At 27.6% G+C, this 18,600-nt stretch carries 16 protein-coding genes; 6 read left to right on the top strand and 10 right to left on the bottom strand.

Annotated elements, in window-relative coordinates; genetic code table 11:
- Positions 1-391 precede the first annotated feature (391 nt).
- Complete coding sequence (locus tag G0Q09_RS05655; RefSeq protein WP_038333140.1) at positions 392-1,321, top strand: glutaminase; 930 nt, start codon at positions 392-394, stop codon at positions 1,319-1,321.
- On the opposite strand, the gene cmk is transcribed toward G0Q09_RS05655, so the two are convergent.
- Together cmk and porQ are read right to left on the bottom strand one after the other, a co-directional pair.
- Positions 1,311-1,997: a (d)CMP kinase gene (gene cmk / locus G0Q09_RS05660; RefSeq protein ID WP_219034230.1), complete on the bottom strand. Its 687-nt coding sequence runs from the start codon at positions 1,995-1,997 to the stop codon at positions 1,311-1,313. The two genes, G0Q09_RS05655 and cmk, sit on opposite strands and share 11 nt — an antisense overlap.
- Before the next feature lie 51 nt (positions 1,998-2,048).
- A complete protein-coding gene (gene porQ, locus G0Q09_RS05665; protein ID WP_038333143.1) occupies positions 2,049-3,074 on the bottom strand; it encodes a type IX secretion system protein PorQ in 1,026 nt (341 codons plus the stop codon).
- A gap of 117 nt (positions 3,075-3,191) precedes the next feature.
- Here porQ and G0Q09_RS05670 point away from each other — a divergent pair, with 117 nt between their 5' ends.
- Positions 3,192-5,462: a DUF2339 domain-containing protein gene (locus tag G0Q09_RS05670; RefSeq protein ID WP_219034231.1), complete on the top strand. Its 2,271-nt coding sequence runs from the start codon at positions 3,192-3,194 to the stop codon at positions 5,460-5,462.
- 15 nt (positions 5,463-5,477) lie between these two features.
- Here the strand turns inward: G0Q09_RS05670 and G0Q09_RS05675 are convergent, their stop codons facing one another.
- Positions 5,478-6,773, bottom strand: coding sequence for a mechanosensitive ion channel family protein (locus tag G0Q09_RS05675; RefSeq protein ID WP_219034232.1), 1,296 nt, complete (start codon positions 6,771-6,773; stop codon positions 5,478-5,480).
- A gap of 159 nt (positions 6,774-6,932) precedes the next feature.
- Between G0Q09_RS05675 and zupT the strand changes: the two genes are divergently transcribed.
- A complete protein-coding gene (gene zupT / locus G0Q09_RS05680; RefSeq protein ID WP_219034233.1) occupies positions 6,933-7,715 on the top strand; it encodes a zinc transporter ZupT in 783 nt (260 codons plus the stop codon).
- 55 nt (positions 7,716-7,770) lie between these two features.
- Here the strand turns inward: zupT and G0Q09_RS05685 are convergent, their stop codons facing one another.
- Entirely contained in the window at positions 7,771-9,054 is a 1,284-nt protein-coding gene (locus G0Q09_RS05685; RefSeq protein ID WP_371875730.1) for a glycosyltransferase family 2 protein, read from the bottom strand.
- A gap of 550 nt (positions 9,055-9,604) precedes the next feature.
- Here G0Q09_RS05685 and G0Q09_RS05690 point away from each other — a divergent pair.
- Both G0Q09_RS05690 and G0Q09_RS05695 read left to right on the top strand, forming a co-directional pair.
- Complete coding sequence (locus G0Q09_RS05690; RefSeq protein WP_219034235.1) at positions 9,605-9,928, top strand: hypothetical protein; 324 nt, start codon at positions 9,605-9,607, stop codon at positions 9,926-9,928.
- A 241-nt stretch (positions 9,929-10,169) separates the two neighbouring features.
- On the top strand, positions 10,170-11,426 hold the full coding sequence (locus G0Q09_RS05695; RefSeq protein ID WP_219034236.1) for a tyrosine-type recombinase/integrase: 1,257 nt from the start codon (positions 10,170-10,172) through the stop codon (positions 11,424-11,426).
- Between the two features lie 79 nt (positions 11,427-11,505).
- Here the strand turns inward: G0Q09_RS05695 and G0Q09_RS05700 are convergent, their stop codons facing one another.
- From G0Q09_RS05700 to G0Q09_RS05720, 5 genes are all read right to left on the bottom strand, one after another.
- Positions 11,506-12,135: a porin family protein gene (locus G0Q09_RS05700; RefSeq protein ID WP_219034237.1), complete on the bottom strand. Its 630-nt coding sequence runs from the start codon at positions 12,133-12,135 to the stop codon at positions 11,506-11,508.
- Positions 12,136-12,322: 187 nt separating this feature from the next.
- Positions 12,323-12,802: a hypothetical protein gene (locus G0Q09_RS05705; RefSeq protein WP_219034238.1), complete on the bottom strand. Its 480-nt coding sequence runs from the start codon at positions 12,800-12,802 to the stop codon at positions 12,323-12,325.
- Positions 12,799-14,307, bottom strand: coding sequence for a M48 family metalloprotease (locus G0Q09_RS05710; protein ID WP_219034239.1), 1,509 nt, complete (start codon positions 14,305-14,307; stop codon positions 12,799-12,801). The genes G0Q09_RS05705 and G0Q09_RS05710 overlap by 4 nt, the downstream gene beginning before the upstream one ends.
- 100 nt (positions 14,308-14,407) lie before the next feature.
- A complete protein-coding gene (locus tag G0Q09_RS05715) occupies positions 14,408-15,709 on the bottom strand; it encodes a hypothetical protein (RefSeq protein ID WP_219034240.1) in 1,302 nt (433 codons plus the stop codon).
- 9 nt (positions 15,710-15,718) lie between these two features.
- Positions 15,719-16,186, bottom strand: coding sequence for a J domain-containing protein (locus G0Q09_RS05720; RefSeq protein WP_219034241.1), 468 nt, complete (start codon positions 16,184-16,186; stop codon positions 15,719-15,721).
- A gap of 373 nt (positions 16,187-16,559) precedes the next feature.
- Between G0Q09_RS05720 and G0Q09_RS05725 the strand changes: the two genes are divergently transcribed.
- Positions 16,560-16,814 (top strand): helix-turn-helix domain-containing protein, encoded by a 255-nt coding sequence (locus G0Q09_RS05725; protein WP_219034242.1) that lies wholly within the window; start codon positions 16,560-16,562, stop codon positions 16,812-16,814.
- 37 nt (positions 16,815-16,851) lie between these two features.
- Here the strand turns inward: G0Q09_RS05725 and G0Q09_RS05730 are convergent, their stop codons facing one another.
- Positions 16,852-18,351, bottom strand: coding sequence for a hypothetical protein (locus G0Q09_RS05730; protein WP_219034243.1), 1,500 nt, complete (start codon positions 18,349-18,351; stop codon positions 16,852-16,854).
- Positions 18,352-18,600 lie beyond the last annotated feature (249 nt).

Below are 18,600 nucleotides of genomic sequence, written 5' to 3' on the forward strand. Positions count from 1 at the left end.
ATTTACATTTATTTTACATTCTTTCCTTAAGTCGCTGGTACAATGGAAAATATTTTTTGAGAATTTTAGATTTGAGATGTGAGATATTAGATTTTTGACGAGAAAACCCGTTTTTACAGCAGAAAATTATAACGAGATAGATTTCTCGACAAGCTCGAAACGACAGGAAAATTAAACTTGTTAATTACTCAAGAATACCTTTTAAACTCATAAAATGATTAGACGTTTTGCTTTTCTTTTGTTCAAGAAAAGCAAAATGGATACTTTTGAAGGAACTATTCGGGAGGAATTGTCTCAAAGCGAAAATGGTTTATTCAAAAAAATAAATAAATTTTTAATTTTGTTTAACATGTAAAATAGATTTACATTCATACTATATATAATATGCGCGATGATTTCGAAAGAAAAAGAATATTTTGAGATAATAAATAACATTTACCTAAAAGTAATTGAAGAAGAGAATTTGGGTGAAACAGCTAACTATATACCTGAATTATCTAAAATAGACGGTGAGAAATTTGGAGTTTCTTTATTGTTTACGGATCAACTTCAGTTTGGATTTGGTGATTGTGAAGAAAAATTCTCGATTCAAAGTATTTCAAAAGTGTTGCTTTTGGCTTTAGTTTATAGAGAAACTGGCGAGAAAATTTGGGAGAGAGTTGATGTAGAACCTTCGGGAACGCCTTTTAATTCATTATTGCAATTAGAAACTGACAAAGGAATTCCTAGAAATCCATTTATTAATTCGGGCGCTTTAGTGGTTTGCGACATCTTAATTGATATTTGCGATAATCCGAAAGCATATTTTTTAGATTTTATCAAAAAGGTTTCTGGTAATTATTCTATTCAATATTCTGATAAAATTGCAAAAAGTGAGTTTTCTACTGCTTATCGTAATACAGCTTTGACAAATTTTATAAAATCGTTGGGCAACATTCATAATTCTCCTGATGAAGTTCTGGATTTGTATGTTTATATCTGCTCGATTGAAATGACGTGTATGGAATTGAGCAAAACTTTTTCATTTTTGGCTAATAAAGGAAAAAACTTGTTTGATGATTATCAAATTTTGAACATTAGTCAAACAAAACGAATCAACGCTATTATGCAAACTTGTGGTTTCTATGATGAATCTGGTGAATTTGCTTTTCGAGTTGGATTACCTGGCAAAAGTGGTGTTGGCGGAGGAATTGTTGCAATTATGCCTAAATATTACATTGTTTCGGTTTGGAGTCCTAAACTAAACTTAAAAGGAAACTCCTACCGAGGAATGAAATTTCTGGAAGAATTTACAACTGCAACAGAGGATTCTATTTTTTAGAATTAATAATCTCCATCACTTTATTCACCGTTTCTTCCAAATTCATGTTTGAATTATCCACTTCAATGGCATCATCTGCTTTACGAAGTGGAGAATACGCACGATGAGAATCTATATAATCTCTTTCGTTCACATTTTTCAACACTTCATCCAAAGGAATATTTTTCCCTTGTTGTTGATATTCTAAAAAGCGACGTTGCGCACGAACCTCTGGTGAAGCTGTGACAAAAATTTTGATATCTGCATTAGGAAAAACTGTTGTCCCAATATCGCGACCATCCATTACAATACCACCTTTTTTTCCCATTTGCTGTTGAAGTGCAACACAATAATCGCGAACAGTAGGAATTTCAGAAATTGGACTAACCATTTTAGAAACTTCCATCGTACGAATATCAGCTTCTACATTTTCACCATTCAAAAAGGTAAGATTCTTTTGAGTTATAAGATCTTGTTTAAATTCTATCTTAATGTCAGATAAATTGATTATTAATGCTTGCTCATCAATTTTATTATCGACAATATACTGATGTTGAAACGCATACAAAGTCACAGCGCGATACATTGCACCGCTATCAATATGTGTATAACCAAGATTTTTTGCAATAATTTTTGACATCGAACTTTTTCCTGTAGAAGAATATCCGTCGATTGCAATAATTAAATTTTCTTTCATCTATATAGAATTGAAGACAAAGATAAGATTTTATAGTTGTTTGAAAAGTTTTTATAACCAAGGATTACTTCTCCAATAATCTCGACCTTGAATAATTCGGTCTAAATTAAGAATCAAACCAAAGTGATTAGAACCTCCAGATTTGTGGTAATTCGCATGACTAAACTCGAATCGAAAAGCATTTATACGGATTCCAAAACCATACGTTAAACCAGATAAAGAGCGAATTCCTTCGGCTGCTAATTCATTTCCACGTTTGAAATTATAACCTAAACGCATATTAAAGTCAGATTCTGGAAATAGCTCTGCTCCAACCGAAATATGATCAATCATTTTTCTTCCAGCAGAAACTTCCTGTCCGTTTTTATTATAAGGTTGAGAAATATCAAACTTCTGCAAATCGTGCAAAGAAAACGTAAATTCTAACGGAACATGTTCTAATCGATGCGAAATTCCCAAATTAACTTGCGTTGGCATATCTTCTTTTTTGCCATTATACGTTTGAATTTGTTGACCGATATTACGCACAACCAGCGAAACATTGATATTTTTATCAAAATCGTGGTACGAAAGACCAACATCTCCAGCAATTGCCGAAGATTTATATGATTCGATAGTAGAATTGATGTATTTTAAATTTGCTCCAACTGTCCAATAATCACCCAAAACACGTGCATAACCAACTGTAATCGCTGCATCATTTGCTTTGAAATTCCCTGTCACATTTCCGTTTTCGTCAGTTCCAATTAATTTTCCGTAATCAACATATTGACCATGAACAGAAACAAAGTTTTCTTTATCGATTTCATAAACCGTCGAAAATGTTCCAAAATCTACATCCGCAATATAATTGACATAATTAATTCCGAATTGTCCGTGCATTTCTCGGTTCATCAAGGCAGGATTCCATAAAGAAGAATTTGGATCAGCATCCCAAGAAGTTGCTGCATTTCCTCCCAAAGCCGCTTGACGTGGAGAAGTTGTAATGTTCAAAAACTCATAAACACGCGTTCCATCTTGCGCAAAAATCGAAGTCGATAGCGCGATAAACAATAATGTACTTAGCTTTTTAAACATTTAGCAAAAATAAAGATTTTGTAGAATAACGAAAACAGAATGATTTTGGTATGTATGAAACAAAATTTTAGGCTTTCTGAAAAAAAGCTTAACTTCAATTTACCTAAAAAATACTTTATGGAATTTTTAATTGCCATTATTATATTCGTATTGATTGTGATTTTGTTCAACAAAGTTTCGCAACTAAAAAAACAACTTGATTATCAAGAAACTAAACTAAAGCATTTGCAAGAGCAATTGAATGCGAAAGAAATTAAAACTGAATCAAAACCAATTGTTGAGCAACCAAAAATAGTTGAAGAGAAAAAAATTGAACCTCAACCAGAAGTTGTTTCCTATCATAAAGTTGAAATGCCAAAAGGTATTTTTGACAAAATCCCACCAAAACAAACAACTGAAAGTAGTTTTGATAAAAATCTAAACAGCGCAATTGCATTTATTAAAGACAATTTCTTGACGATTTTCGGAATTGTAACCTTAGTTCTAGGAATTGCTTACTTCGTAAAATATGCAATTGATCAAAATTGGATTAACGAAACTTTTCGCGTGATGATTGGAATTGGAGTTGGTTTAGGAATTATTGGAATTGCTCATTTTATTCGGAAAAATTTTGAAATCTTTTCTTCCATTTTAATTGGTGGTGGATTAACCGTTTTATATTTCACCTTAACCATTGCCTTCCGAGAATATCATTTACTTTCTCAAAATAGCACTTTTGGATTACTAACAATTGTGACTATTTTTTCTATCGTGATGGCAATGTTATATAACCGACAAGTTTTAGCCATTTTTTCGATTATTGGTGGTTTTACCGCTCCATTGATGATTAGTACAGGCGAAAGCAATTTTGTATTTCTGTTTGGTTATTTAACGATTCTAAACTTGAGTATGCTGTACATGGTTTTGGGAAAAAACTGGCAAATCATTTCATTTATCGCGTTTGCTTTTACCTTTATATATAGTATTGCGTGGATTGACGATTCCAAAACCTCAACGCAATATCTTTTCTTTGGCTTGCTTTACGTTATTTTTACGGCAACAAGTGTGTTGAATTGTTTCAAAAAAGGAGAATTTTCGGTTTGGAATTGCCTTTTACTTATTTTCAATACCATTTTATCAACCATCTTAATTTCTTCAGTTTATTATTTTATTGGTGGAAATAACAATGGTTTGATAGCTTTCTTATTTGGATTGACAAACGCTTTCGGTGCATTTTACATCTACAAAACATCTAAAAATAATTTATTACAAAATACCTTAATCGGTTTGAGCATTGCGCTTATCACAACTGCGGTTGCCTTACAATTTAAAGCAAATGTCGTTTCAATTTATTTCGCAATTGAATCAACGCTATTATTATTCCTTTGGAAAAAAAGTAAAGAAAACATTTTCAAAATCTTTTTCATTGCGATGTTTCCATTTTTATTGATTGCTTTATGCGTCAATTGGTTTGATTATATTGATACTAAAAAACATTTAGTGGTAATTTTCAATCACGTTTTCATTACAAGTTTTATTGCATTAATTTGTTCTGTTGTCAATATTTATTTGATGAAAGATTTCGAAACCGAAGAACAATTTTTAGGTTTCAAGCTCAATCATTCCAAATTTATTTTCATCTCAATATCTCTTTTATTGATGTACACAGGAATTTTATTCGAATTAATTTACCAAATCGAACCGTATTTCAACTTTATGATGATTGTAAGTTATGTATTGATATATACATTATTCTTTATTGCTTTTATTTTAACGCTACGCGAAAAACTAAATTTAGGAAATACCTTGCAACTTGTTTTACAAATTTCAGCAACTTTCTGCATTGTATTTTTACCAATGATTGCCGAAATTCCATTATTACTAAACAAAACAAATTATAACATCGGTAGTTATTTTCTTTATTTGAGTTATCTCATTCCGACAGCTTACATTATTTATTTTGTTGTAAAAAGTAGCGATTTCCAAAGCTCCAAAGCAAAACAAATCATCAGTATGCTTGTCTTAGTTTATGTGATTAGTTTCGAGAAATACAATGGTTTTATGTTGATAACACTTGACGAAAACTCTTCTAATTTCTCACATCAAGCCGATATTTTCCGAATGATATTATTACCAATTATTTGGGCAGTTTTAGGATTTGTATTGATTTATTTCGGATTAAGAAAGCAACTGAAAGGTTTTCCTATTGTTGGAATTATATTATTTGGATTGATTATTCTAAAATTATATTTCGTAGATGTTTGGGAAATGAGCAATATTTTCAGAATAATATCTTTTATTGTTTTAGGAATTTTAATCTTATTAACTTCTTTTATGTATCAAAAACTAAAAAATTTGATGGTTAATTTGATGGAAAAACCAAACGAAAACAAAGAAGCTGAACATTAATGTTCAGCTTCTTTGTTAATTATTAGCTTTTATAGCTTCTGCAATAACACGCATATCATCCGAAGAAGGCGACTCGAAAATTTCTAAATGGAAATATGGAACAACCGCAATAATATGATCGAAAATATCAGCCATAATCACTTCATATTCGTTCCAAACCGTTGTATTTGTAAACATAAATAACTCAATTGGCAAACCATGTTCAGTTGGTTGAAGTTGTCGAACCTCGAACATCAAATCTGTTCTAATTTTTGGACTATTATAGGTATATGTCTTGATATATTGTCGAAAAAGACCAATATTCGTCATTCGTCTTCCATTCGCAAAAATCGTTGGATCAACTTTATTCGATACATTATATTGATTGATTTCGTTCGTTCTATCCACAATAAAATCGTGTAACATGCGGATTTTTTTCAATTCTTCAATTTCTTCTTCTGTCAAAAATCGAATCGAATTCATTTTAATATTTATCGAACGTTTAATGCGGCGTCCACCAGCATTTTGCATACCGCGATAATTACGAAACGAATCTGAAACCAAGGCATACGTCGGAATTGTTGTAATTGTTTTATCAAAATTCTGAACTTTTACCGTTCCTAAATTAATCTCGGTAACATTTCCGTCTGCGCCATATTTTGTCATTTCAATCCAATCACCCACGCGCACCATATCATTCATCGAAACCTGAATGCTCGCCACAAAACCTAATATCGAATCTTTAAAAACCAACATCAAAACTGCCGAAGCTGCTCCCAAAGAAACCAAAAATGTAATAGGCGATTTCCCTGTCGCAATCGAAAAAATTAGGATTCCGCAAACAAAGAAAACCAAAATATTCATCACTTGCAGATAACTATCAATTGGTTTATCTGAAAAAGATTTATTACCTCGAAGAAAATCCCTGAACGATTTAAAAATTGCATTAAACAACAATCCAACAGCAATTACCAATGCAACATCTGTAATTTGCATCGCAATTTTGATCCAATTCGGAAATCCTTTGAAAATAAGTGGAATTGCTTCTTTGGCGACAATTACTGGAACAATATGTGTCGCGAATTGTAAAACCCTGTTCTTGATCAATAAATCATCAATCTTGGTTTTACTTTTTGCAATAAAGTTGGTTAAAACGAGTAGTAACACTTTTCGTAATAAAAAATCGATCGCATACAATATAATAACTAACAAAATTGATAGAATAATTGTTGTCATTATTGTGGTAGAATAACTCGATAATCCCAATTTAGCAATCATTTCGAGCATTGAGCGATACACATCGCTTTGAATATTTTCGTCTAAAAGTTCCATCTGAATAAAAACTAATACAACAAAAATAAGTTTATCCTTTTCATAATTTACAACAACTGATAAATTACATTGAAATTTGTTGGTTTCTTAATTTATCTTGGTTCAAAACAATGAAAAGATTATATTTGTTAGATTAATCTAACTTATTTATTAAAATTAATGTTTTCAAACCCGTTGATATTTGCTTTTAGTTTAACCTTTCTTGCCGGAATTAGTACTGGAATTGGAAGCCTTTTGTGTTTATTGTACAAAAAATTCAATCCAAAATTCTTAGGCGTAATGTTAGGAATTTCTGCTGGCGTAATGCTTTATGTCTCTTTTGTAGAAATTTTGACCAAAGCAAAATTATCTTTATCAACAGTTTTTGGAGAAAAATTAGGTTACACATATACTTTATTGGGATTTTTTACTGGAATTTTAATCATTATTTTAATCGATAAAATATTGCCTCATCATCATTGCGATGAAAATAAAACAGAGACAAACGATCAGAAATTATTGCGTTTGGGTTTGTTTTCTGCTTTAGCTTTATCAATTCATAATTTCCCTGAAGGATTAGCAACTTTTTTGTCAGCATTAGAAAATCCAACTTACGGAATTTCTATAGCTTCAGCTATTGCTATTCATAATATTCCAGAAGGAATCGCCGTTGCTATACCAATCTATTACGCTACAAAGAATAGAAAAAAAGCATTTCTATATTCCTTTTTATCAGGATTAACAGAACCTATTGGCGCATTAATTGGCTATTTTGTATTGTTACAATTTTTTGATGAATCAATTTTCGGAGCAATCTTCGCAAGTGTCGCAGGTATGATGGTTTATATTTCGATTAATGAATTAATTCCGACCGCTAACGAATACGCTGGAAAAAAATTATCAACTTACGGAATTGTAATCGGAATGTTTGTAATGGCTGTTAGTCTTTTACTTTTTATGTAAAAACAAAAAAACTTCCCAATGAGAGAAGTTTTTGTATGAATTAATATTTAAAATTTTAAGTTGCCTGAGGTAATTCTCTCGTTAACCAACCACTTCTTCCTGCTGTTACAATGGCATAAGGCGTAATCCAAAAAAGCGTGAACATATAGAAAATACTGTAAACGTATGCTAATAAAGCTTCTTTAAAATTGTATTTTTTTGCATAAAAAATCATCTGAATACTTGAAAAAACTAAAACGCCAGACAATGTACTTGTGATGAATAAAATTGGATGTGTTGCGACAAAAAAGATTAAAATTAAAAATAATGGAATTGCCATGATTAATTTTATCCATTGCATCATCAGAATTATACGAGTTCCTACTGTAGAACCTTCTCTAAAGTTGGTGAAAGCAAATTTTGTCATCATAATATTCTCACGAACATTACTTCTCTCCCAACGAATAAACATTTTGTATAAATTCTTATAACGCTCTGGAGTATTGGTATAAACCATTGCATTTTTCTGAAAATAGACATGTTTACCTTGTTTCAAAATCATATTTGTCAAAGCTCTATCCTCCCCGATTGTACTTGGTTGCCCTAAAAAAGATTGATTTATCCATTCTTCCAAACAATTATGTACAACATCTTTTCTGTAAGCTGCTAAAGCTCCAGGTGTACAAAACACAGAACCTAACACACTTTGAGCAGATCGCACAAACTCGAAACTAAATGTAAAACTAACACTCAACATTTTTGGAATCAAACCTTTTTCTTTATTCAATACACGAACATTGCCAGCGACAGCACCACAATTTTCATTCACTACAAAAGGGCTTAACAAGTTTCTAAGCGTAGATTCATCTACAATAGAATCACTATCAACCGTCACAAAAACTTCCCCTTTTCCAATTTTGAATCCTTTATATAATGCATGACGTTTTCCCATATTTTTTGGCTGTTGAAAAAGTGTAACGCGATCTCCTAATACTTTCTTCGCTTCAAGAAGCCATTTCCATGTATCATCTTTACTCCCATCGTCAACGGCTAAGATCTGTAATTTTTCGGATGGATAATTACTATCAGCTAAACTTAACAAAGTATCATATACTAATTTTCCTTCATTATACGCCGGAACAATAATGGTACAAGTTGGTAAATCTACATCAGCAACATTTTTGACCGGTTTATATTTTATGAATAAATAGCCTAAATAAAAAAGAAAAGAAGTTTTAACAATAAGAAGTGCCAATCCAAGGCTATAAATAATAACACCCCACCAGGTAGATAATTTAGTGCTATGCCATTGTAGAAATTCACTTTTATAAATAAACAAAAAAAGAATAGAAGTTAGCATAATCACAAAAGTTGTAGCAATTACTAGATAATCTTTCTTTGTAAGACAGTTTTTAGAAATTCTCTCTATGAATTTATTTCTTAAAGACTTTTTTTCATGTTCATCCGATCGAATAACCTTTAACACTGTTTTAGGCTCCGTGGTGGATAACAAAATCGTGTTTGCCAGATTTTTTTTTGAATCTATATTAGTCATCTGAGTAATTTTAAGTTTTAATTAAAAAGTGAATAAAATGACAACTACTATGCCACCTAACGTTAATATAAAACTCAAGAAGTTAAATCTTTATTAAAAATAAAACACTTATAAACGACTGATTATTAATAAAATTTCAATATGTATTCTACTTAAAAATTAGGCGTATAGTACGTTACATTTTAATCTGATTTCTTAATAAAAACAAAAAAACTTCCCGAAAAGAGAAGTAATTTTGAGAAATGATATAAATTAACACATGAGGATTTTGTTACTGCAAATGTATGCAGCAAATTAAATTCAAAGCTTAACAGAATATCAATAGATTGTTAAGCGAAGATTAAATAAAAAGATGATGAAAAATATACTTTTACTTTTTTGCTTTACTATTATTTATAGTTGTTCCTCATCTTCAGATTTTCATAATATAAATGATCACATTGAAGATGGAAAATATTGCGCAAATGTCAAGGTTAAAACGAATAAGTCAACAAAGACATATCGAGTAACTATAACAACGAAAAATAATTATCTGCATAAAATTGATTGGCCAAATGGTGGTTGGCTGGATAATACGCATTACAAACTTCCTGAATTTTATGAAAACGAAGTTACTTTTATAGATGATAGAGCCCGAAAATTTGAAGTAAAAATTATACAAAAAGGAGAATGTAAATAAAAAAAGCTCGAAACTAATGTTTCGAGCTTTTGCTTAGTACTCGGAGTGGTAGTCATACCTATAGAAATTTTATATATAAATTATAGATAAACATCCATCTAAACACTTTTATTAACAACACTTTAGTCTATTTTTAAAGTTTTTGTATAAAATTAATTATTGAATTATTACTAAAAATGTGTTTACAAATGTGATAACATTTTAGGCATCGTATTTGAATATTAATTTTTAAAAAAACAATATGGCTAAAGGTAATTTTTCGGTGAGAACAAACTCGGATTGGAATAGTTTAACTTACAAATTTAGAGAATCAAGAAATTCGAAGCAGTTAAGCCTTACGATTGAAGAAATTAAAATCCCTAAAAATTGTTGGGATAAAAATCTGAAGAAAGTTAAGAAGAATTCTAAAGTAGACGACCTTAACAAGTTAAATTTAAGAATTAAAGAATTTGATTTATTCATTATGAATTCCTATCATAAGTCTATTCTTGATGGTAAAAAAATTGATAAAGAATGGCTTTTGGTTAACTATTATTCTTTTTTTGATTTAGAAAATCCAAATAAAATTCAAGAAACGCCTGAATTTTTACTTGATTTCATTAAATTTCAAATCAATCAAAAGAAAAATGATTTTAGTCCAAATACAATAAAAGGGTATAATTCTACATACAATTTGTTATTTGATTTTGAAAAAACTAAAAAATTAAAATTGAATTTTAAAGATTTCAATTTACATATGTTTGAAAAATTGATAGAGTTCTGTAATAATAAAAGATACAACTCTTCAACAATCGCAACCTATATTAATAAGATTAAGGCAATTTTTAAACAAGCTTATGAATATGAATTAGAAGTAAATGATGATTATTTATTGGGTAAATTTAAATATAAAGTAACACCGAAAGATTACATTTATTTAAATAATGATGAGATAACAAGAATAAGTAATTTAGAACTTACAAAGTTTTCTATGTATGACAACGCAAGAGATTGGTTATTAATAGGTTGTTATACAGGACAAAGGGTTAGTGATTTATTCAATTTAGAAAATGCTGTCTTAAATAATAATATATATATGCATAAAAATATTAAAACAGGTAAAGAAGTTTTAATCCCAAATAGCAAAAAACTCCAAGAAATACTAAAAAAATATGAAGGAAATTTTCCAAGAAAAATTTCTGATGTTAAATTTAACGAATATATTAAAGAAGTTTGTAAGAAAGCTAAAATAAATGAGATTGTAAGAGGCTCTAAGCTTTGTAAAGAGTTAATTAACGGGAAAGAAGAATTTAGAAAAATTGAAGGAAATTATGAAAAATGGGAACTTGTTACATCTCATACATGTAGAAGAACTTTAATAACTAAACTAATGGATGAGCCATTATTAAAACCTCATCAAATAATGGTTATGACTGGGCATTCTGATATTAAAATGCTACAACGATATAATAAAATTGAAAAAGAAAAATCTGTACAAGCATTATCAGATTTTATATAAAAACAAAGGGGGCTACATCAAAAGTAAATATGATATAGCCCTCTTCCTTGTTATAGGGTTGTGTATTTAACTAAAAACATTAATTAAAGATATAAGCCATGGTAAGTTTAAAATTAGAGTTTTTTAAATCATTTGTTACCGCTCCTTTATGGTATATTTTATTCATGTTAACTAAACCAAAATCATAGCCAAAAGTAAATTGTAGTTTTTCTTTAAGTTCTATTCCTAAGTTGAGACCTAAACCAAAATCAATAGTATTCATTAGACCCTCACAACCAAAAGTATTTTCTTCATCTTCACCTCCCCAATAACTATCGTATTTTATTTTACCAAATAGTCCTATCCCAAAATAAGGCCCAAAATTTCCAATTGCCTTAATATTAGAATTAATATCATATTTATACCCTAAATGAATTGGCACTTCCAAATAAGTAGCGTTGATATTTCCTACTTCATAGCCTCCATCAAATTTTGCTCCTTTTGATGTTATCAAACCTGCTATTTCAAGATAGATACCGTCACTTAATCGAGGTAAATCTATTTCAGTCTTAACACCTGCATGATAACCCGTTTTTGAGTTAAGATTTTTAGACATATTATTAAAGTTAACTCCAGCTACAATACCGAATTTAACATCATCTGAAATTTGAGCATTTAAAGTACTAATGGCTGTACCCATTATTAACATTGATAAGTAAATTTTTTTCATATTATTTATAATTAATTTGTTTTATCCCATTATTGAAAGATTTACATAAAAAATCAACTAAAATTTTCACATTATTTTTTACTAATTAGTATCCACTTTTTGATGACGATTTACAAGAAAACCCCATTTTAATTCACATATAACTTGTTGTTGAAAAAACACTTTAACTAAAAAATAAAATCTATTGTTATTGTAATTCTGATATTTCAATAATTTCTTTTGATATTGAAGGTCCTTTAAACTCGAAAATATTTTTATTATCAAATATTACTAACATATACGTATCAATTATTTTGAATTTTTCATTTTTCTCTTGTCGTAAAATCACAGTTGCTGGTATATAATCATCTTCTGATTTTATAGCCCATAGAAAACTTGTTTTCAAAGAAAAATCATTAACTCTTGTATTTTTAACTTCACCTATCTCTCCACTCCATAAATTTTGATCAATGATCAAATAATAATTATTTTTATATTTTTTAATTATTATTTGATTTTTTTCTATTTCTTCTAAACTAGAAGCTATATGATTATTAAAATACGTGATGTTGTTATCATCGTCTAGGACTCCTGTCTCATACACTACTATATTAGATTTAAAAATATCACTTTGAGCAAATGATAAATTATTTAATAGTATTATAAATAAAAAAGCATATTTTTTCATAAAGCGTTTAAATAAGATGTAATTTCTTCCTGTACTCTTTTCTGTCTATCATAAATAACCTCATTTTCACGATAGAATTTTAATATTATATTAAGATAATCTTTAGAATTTTCTTTAGATGGGTCTTTTATTTGTTTAAATTTTATATAAAATCTATTTATTTTATATTCATTTTTTACATTATCATTCTTATTAAAATCATAAATCAAAATTTCTGAATATAATTTAATAATATAGATTAAATCATCTTCATTTAAATTAGCACTATAATTTGATAAAATGTTATCGTAAATAACTCCCATTTCTTTAAATGAATAATTTAATTTTAAAGCAGTATCAATTCTTGAGAAAAAAAACTTTTTGAATATTACAGGCGAAAAATTATTTTCAACCAATAACTTTTCAATATCATTATCATTCAAATAGTTTATAGCAGATTCATAATTTTTTAATTCATAATTTAATATACCAATTTTTGCTTTAATTATTTTATCATCAGGTAAAAAACTAAAAGCTTTTTCATAGTATTTAATTGACTTTTCTTTTTCATTTAATAATTCATAACTTCCTCCAATATTAAAATACAAGTAATTTGCAATAAATTCATTTTTATGATCTCTTGAAAATTTATTAATTATAAAGTTCGGACTATTTAAACGTGTTTCTAATTTTAAAAGTTCATTCAAAGCAAGTTCTTCGCTATATAGATTTCTATATATTTCAACCTTTCTTATTGCACCTATTAAATACAGAAATTCATCAATTTCAGATAATTTATCTAACTCAATTAATGCTTTGCTATATTCACTATTGTTTATTAAATTTATCCCTCTATCATAATTTTTTGAATTAATAATAGTTAAACTATTATATTTAGATAATTTCAAAATTTTATCAATGTAACTATTTATATCATATTCATTATCATCAAAAGCCTGAGTAATTATCAAGTCCCTTTTTTGTTTTATGGGATGTGTACTGAAAAAATCATCATTCGATTCTTGTAATTTGTTTATACCTTCTATAGATTCATTCAACGAATAACCTAATTTTTTCATGATTACACCTGATAAATAATCTGCTTCCAATTCATTTCTCTTACTTGCTTCTAAATCACGTGCTTCAATTAATGTATGATTTAATAGGTGATGAGCGATTTCATGTGCTAAAATTGAAGTAATAACATATCTTTTATTGTTAGATATTCTTTTAAGAAATTCAAAATCATAAATAATAACTCTACTTCCGAAATAGTTTAAAGCCGCACAATTATTAAAGTCTGATTTATTGATAACAATAAAATTATTTTGTACACCTATTGATTCTTCTATTTCATTAACAATTTCTAAAATTAACCTATCATTTGGAGTGCTTGAAAAAATTAATTCAATTTCAGAAATATTCGAATTTGAATAATTACATACATTTACATTCTGACTAAAAATATAACTTGAAAAAAATAACAAAATTAAAGTAACATTATTTTTTAGTAATTTTATTTCCATAACATTTTTCTAATAATTAATTTTCATTGAGTATTCATCAAGACATTTACTTTTTATTACACTTTTCAATTTTGATTTTAAAAAACACAGATTTTTAATATTACTTACAGTCATTTGTTGTTTCTAAAACTATTTGATCTTCTATTAATTTTTCATTGAATTTTGTTAAAACAATTTTCCATTCTAGTTCATAAGATGTTGCATTTTGTGGAATATTAGAAATAAAAACATTTGCTGAGCCACTATTTTTAGCTGATACATCATTAACAAATAATGATTTTCCACCAATTGAATTATTATTTACATCTTTAAATACTAATTTTAAATTTACACTTCCACTTTTTAAAAGAACATTGTTATTATTAACAATACTAACATCTCCCTTTAAGTAACTCGACATATAATATGGGTTAACCTCTTCTACATTAGGTAGAATTTTAACATTATTTTTAAAATTAAAATTCATTAATATTTTTAAGGATTCAAATTTACTTTCAAGCTTTTTATTTTTAATTATCAATCCAAGTTCAACATCATTTTCATCCCCAATAATACATCCCTTTTTTATCCCAAATTCCATTATATTATTATAATATGCATAGGATAAACCTTTGGAACTAATTACTTGATTTTTAAAATTTTCTTGACCAATTTCAACCTGTATCGGATACTTGTTACTGAATATTGCATAAACAATGTAATTTCCTTTTGAATTTTTTACAACATTTTTTATAAAAATATCTTTATCAATTACAACTCTTTTACCAATTTTATCAACATTTGGATATAATTTTAATAGGCTTTTTTCATCTGAAGTAGTTTTGGTAGACATTAGACTAAATAAGTTAGTGGCTTCATTTGATGCTTTTTCACTTGTTAATCTAATTTGAAAATAATAAAATAAGGAAGCTCCCCCTAATAATGCTATTAAAAATGAAACAATAATTATTGGTAACTTAACCGAACTCTTTATTTCTTCTGTTTTAACAGATAATTCATCCGAAATTGATTCTTTTGAAAAATTACTTAGAAGTATATTAATTTTATCTATTCGTCTCTTAAATTCTCCGTTTGTAAAACCCGCATTATCAACTAAAAAATCATTTACAAATTCATTATTTTCAATACTTAATGGCAAATTATCAAAAAGTACTTCATTAATAGCAGTAACAAGATAGTCTTTAGTAAAATTGTCAAATTTGGATAACGAATGAATTAAAGATTTAACATCTTTTTTTGATATAAAATCATCACATTCTACTTTTGTTAAGTTTAAATCTCTAATCAGACTATCTAAATTAACACTCACTTCTTTACCTAACTCATTAAACATTAAAGTTATTAGATAAACAATAGAAAGCCTATCATCTTTACTTTCCACAGGACAATAATTTTCTTCCATTAAGTAATTTTAAATAAAAAAATAAATCAATAACGCTAATAGATTAATAATAATTACAAAAACTATCAATGAATAAACACCTTCCAAACATCCTTTAGAAGCTGCTATTGAAACACCTTTAAAATCTTCCAAACTTTGTTTTACTATATCAGATGCTTGTTTTTTAGCATTATTAATCCATTTCTCTAATAAATCATCTTCTACAGTATATCCTTGATATTTATTATCATCTGTTTCAAAACTATGTACATTTTTAAAATTTTGAAATTTCAAATATTCAATATCATACCTTGCTCTAGCTTCATTATCTAACAAAATTAATTTTGCTTCATTAATTTCTTGCATTTGGATAGTCGTATCAATTGTTTGATTTTTATCTGGATGCCACTTTAAAGCTTGTTTTTTAAAAGCAATTTTTATTTGGTCATTTGTAGCATCAGAATTGACTTCAAGTACCTTATAATAATCTACAAACACTAATTCTTATTAAGTGTCTGATTATTGTTATTTTCATTTTCATTAGACGGTTTATACTTGATAATTGCAAATATTATCGCAATACCTATAACATTCCTCACTATAGCAGGTATGCCCATTTCTTTTGTAACAGTCATTACAACAATAACAACAAAAATTAAAACAATCTTAATTATCCATAAAATAGACTTACTCATAATTTTTATATTAAATTTTATATTCAAATCTATTATAAGTTTTCATTATGTTTTTACGGGAAACCATAAATCAATGAAAATAATTAATTTAGATTAAAAATATTTTTTACAAATATACAATAATGCAGTAGTTTAAGGTTACAATATGCAGTATTTTTTGATTCATTTTCGTGCAAATGGAAAGTGATTTAAAAAATATTAACACAACTATCCCCAAACTAATTGGCGAAGAGATAAGAAAGTTCAGAAAATTAAAGAAACTTACTCAAACGGAATTAGCTTTAATGGTTGGTAAAGACAGACAATACCTCTATAAAATAGAGAAAGGAGTTGTTAAGCCAAATATTGTCACTATTTCTATTATAGCCTTTGCTTTAGATTTAGAATTATCAGAATTATTTGAAAATATTAAAAGAAATAATATTAAATAAAAAAATCTCAACTCCTAAAAGTCGAGATTTTTATATTCTATGCCGCTTCTAAATAAGAATCAGTAATATCGTCATCGGCACACCAACATTCTTTACTTAATTTCGGTGTTAAGCCATTTGTATATTCTGATATATAGTTAAACATCAAATCTTGAAATTCATCAATATATTCTTCAGTTGTAACAATAGAATCATGTACAGTAAATATAGGAGCATGAGGATGTTTTTTCGCAATTTTCTTTGTAACATTATCAATAATACAATCAGCTTCTATATGTTGTAAAAGTTTTGGAAATTTTTTATAACTATTCTTTTTTCCACCTGAATAATTTTTTAAGAAAACAAAAAAATCACAAATTTTAGGAAACCTACTTTTAAACGCATTATAGTGCTCATCTTTCTTTTTAGCAGGCGTATAAAGCAATCTTAGAGTAAGTGCCTTAGAAGCCTCTCTAATAGATTCAAAACCCTTTGTTATCGTTTTCTTTTTATTTTCTATATAAACTTTAATTTTATACTTTCCATTTTTTGCTTTTTGAAGGTTATAAATCTCTATAATTTCATCATAAAAAACGCCTTCTAAAATCCATTTTCTTAAAATTTCAAACTCTTCTTGAAACTCTTTGTCAGAAAGGAATGTAGAAGATATTTTCGAGACTATACCATTATTGTTATTACCGTATACTTTATTTATATTTCTTATTATATTATTATTCTTATTTATCAATCCTTCTATTAATACTATTATGAAAAATGGTTGTGAATTTTTTATGTCTAAACTATATAATGTTTCTCCTTTATATCTTACAAATTGTCTTAATTTTTTAGACAAATTCGTCAAGTTAGTGTGAAATCTATTATCAGAATTCTTATTTCTTGACATTCTAAAGTTTTTATTTTTTAATTCCTCTGCACTCCTATTATAACTTTGAATTCTTAAATAAATTTTTCTAAATAACTCATCATCATCTATATGATACATTTTGTCTTTTTTTGTCAATTTGGACGGCATTAGTTCCAAAAAATTATTTTCGTCAAATTGTAAATCATCATTAAACCATTTTGTCAAATGCGCAAGATCTTTATCCTTATAACCTTGAAATAAATAATCATTTTTTGGATGTTTAATACTTCTATTAATTTCAATATTTTTTATATCAAAAATCCTGTAGCCTGATAAATAAGCCTTTTTATAATTAAATTTATATTTAGTACATCGTTTTTTATAAGTTGAGTAATTCTTCTTATCTAATATTCCTATTGACAATAGAAAATCCAAATACTTACTATAATCAGCTTTATATCTCTTCAATTCAGCAGATGGAAAAGGAATAAAATCCCCTGCTAAATCTCTATATTTTTTAGTAAAAATCTTATACTCCATTTTACTAATGATATATAACAATTCATCCCATTTTAAACTTTCAGGAAATATGTTTTTATGGTTATTAACATAATCAAATATCATTTTTGAAATAACCATTTTCCAACCATGTTTAGATGAATATCTCCCATTAATTTTTTTCAATTTTTTCATATTTATTTTTTTAAAAAAAACATAGCAATCCCCCTACACAATAGGAAACCTATGTCTATTCTTATTTTACTTTAAAATGTGTAGATAAAAATTAACCGTTAAGAAATAACGGCTTTGAAGTGAGATAAATCTCAAAAAAATACAGAATTACTACCCCAGTAATTGCTATATTTTAAGCACTAAAAAACAGCTATACAAATACATTTATAAAAGAAAATAAATTGAACCTATAATCAATTTAAATACAAG

Origin of the sequence: Empedobacter falsenii (genome assembly GCF_019308355.1) — a bacterium.
GTDB lineage: Bacteria > Bacteroidota > Bacteroidia > Flavobacteriales > Weeksellaceae > Empedobacter > Empedobacter falsenii_B.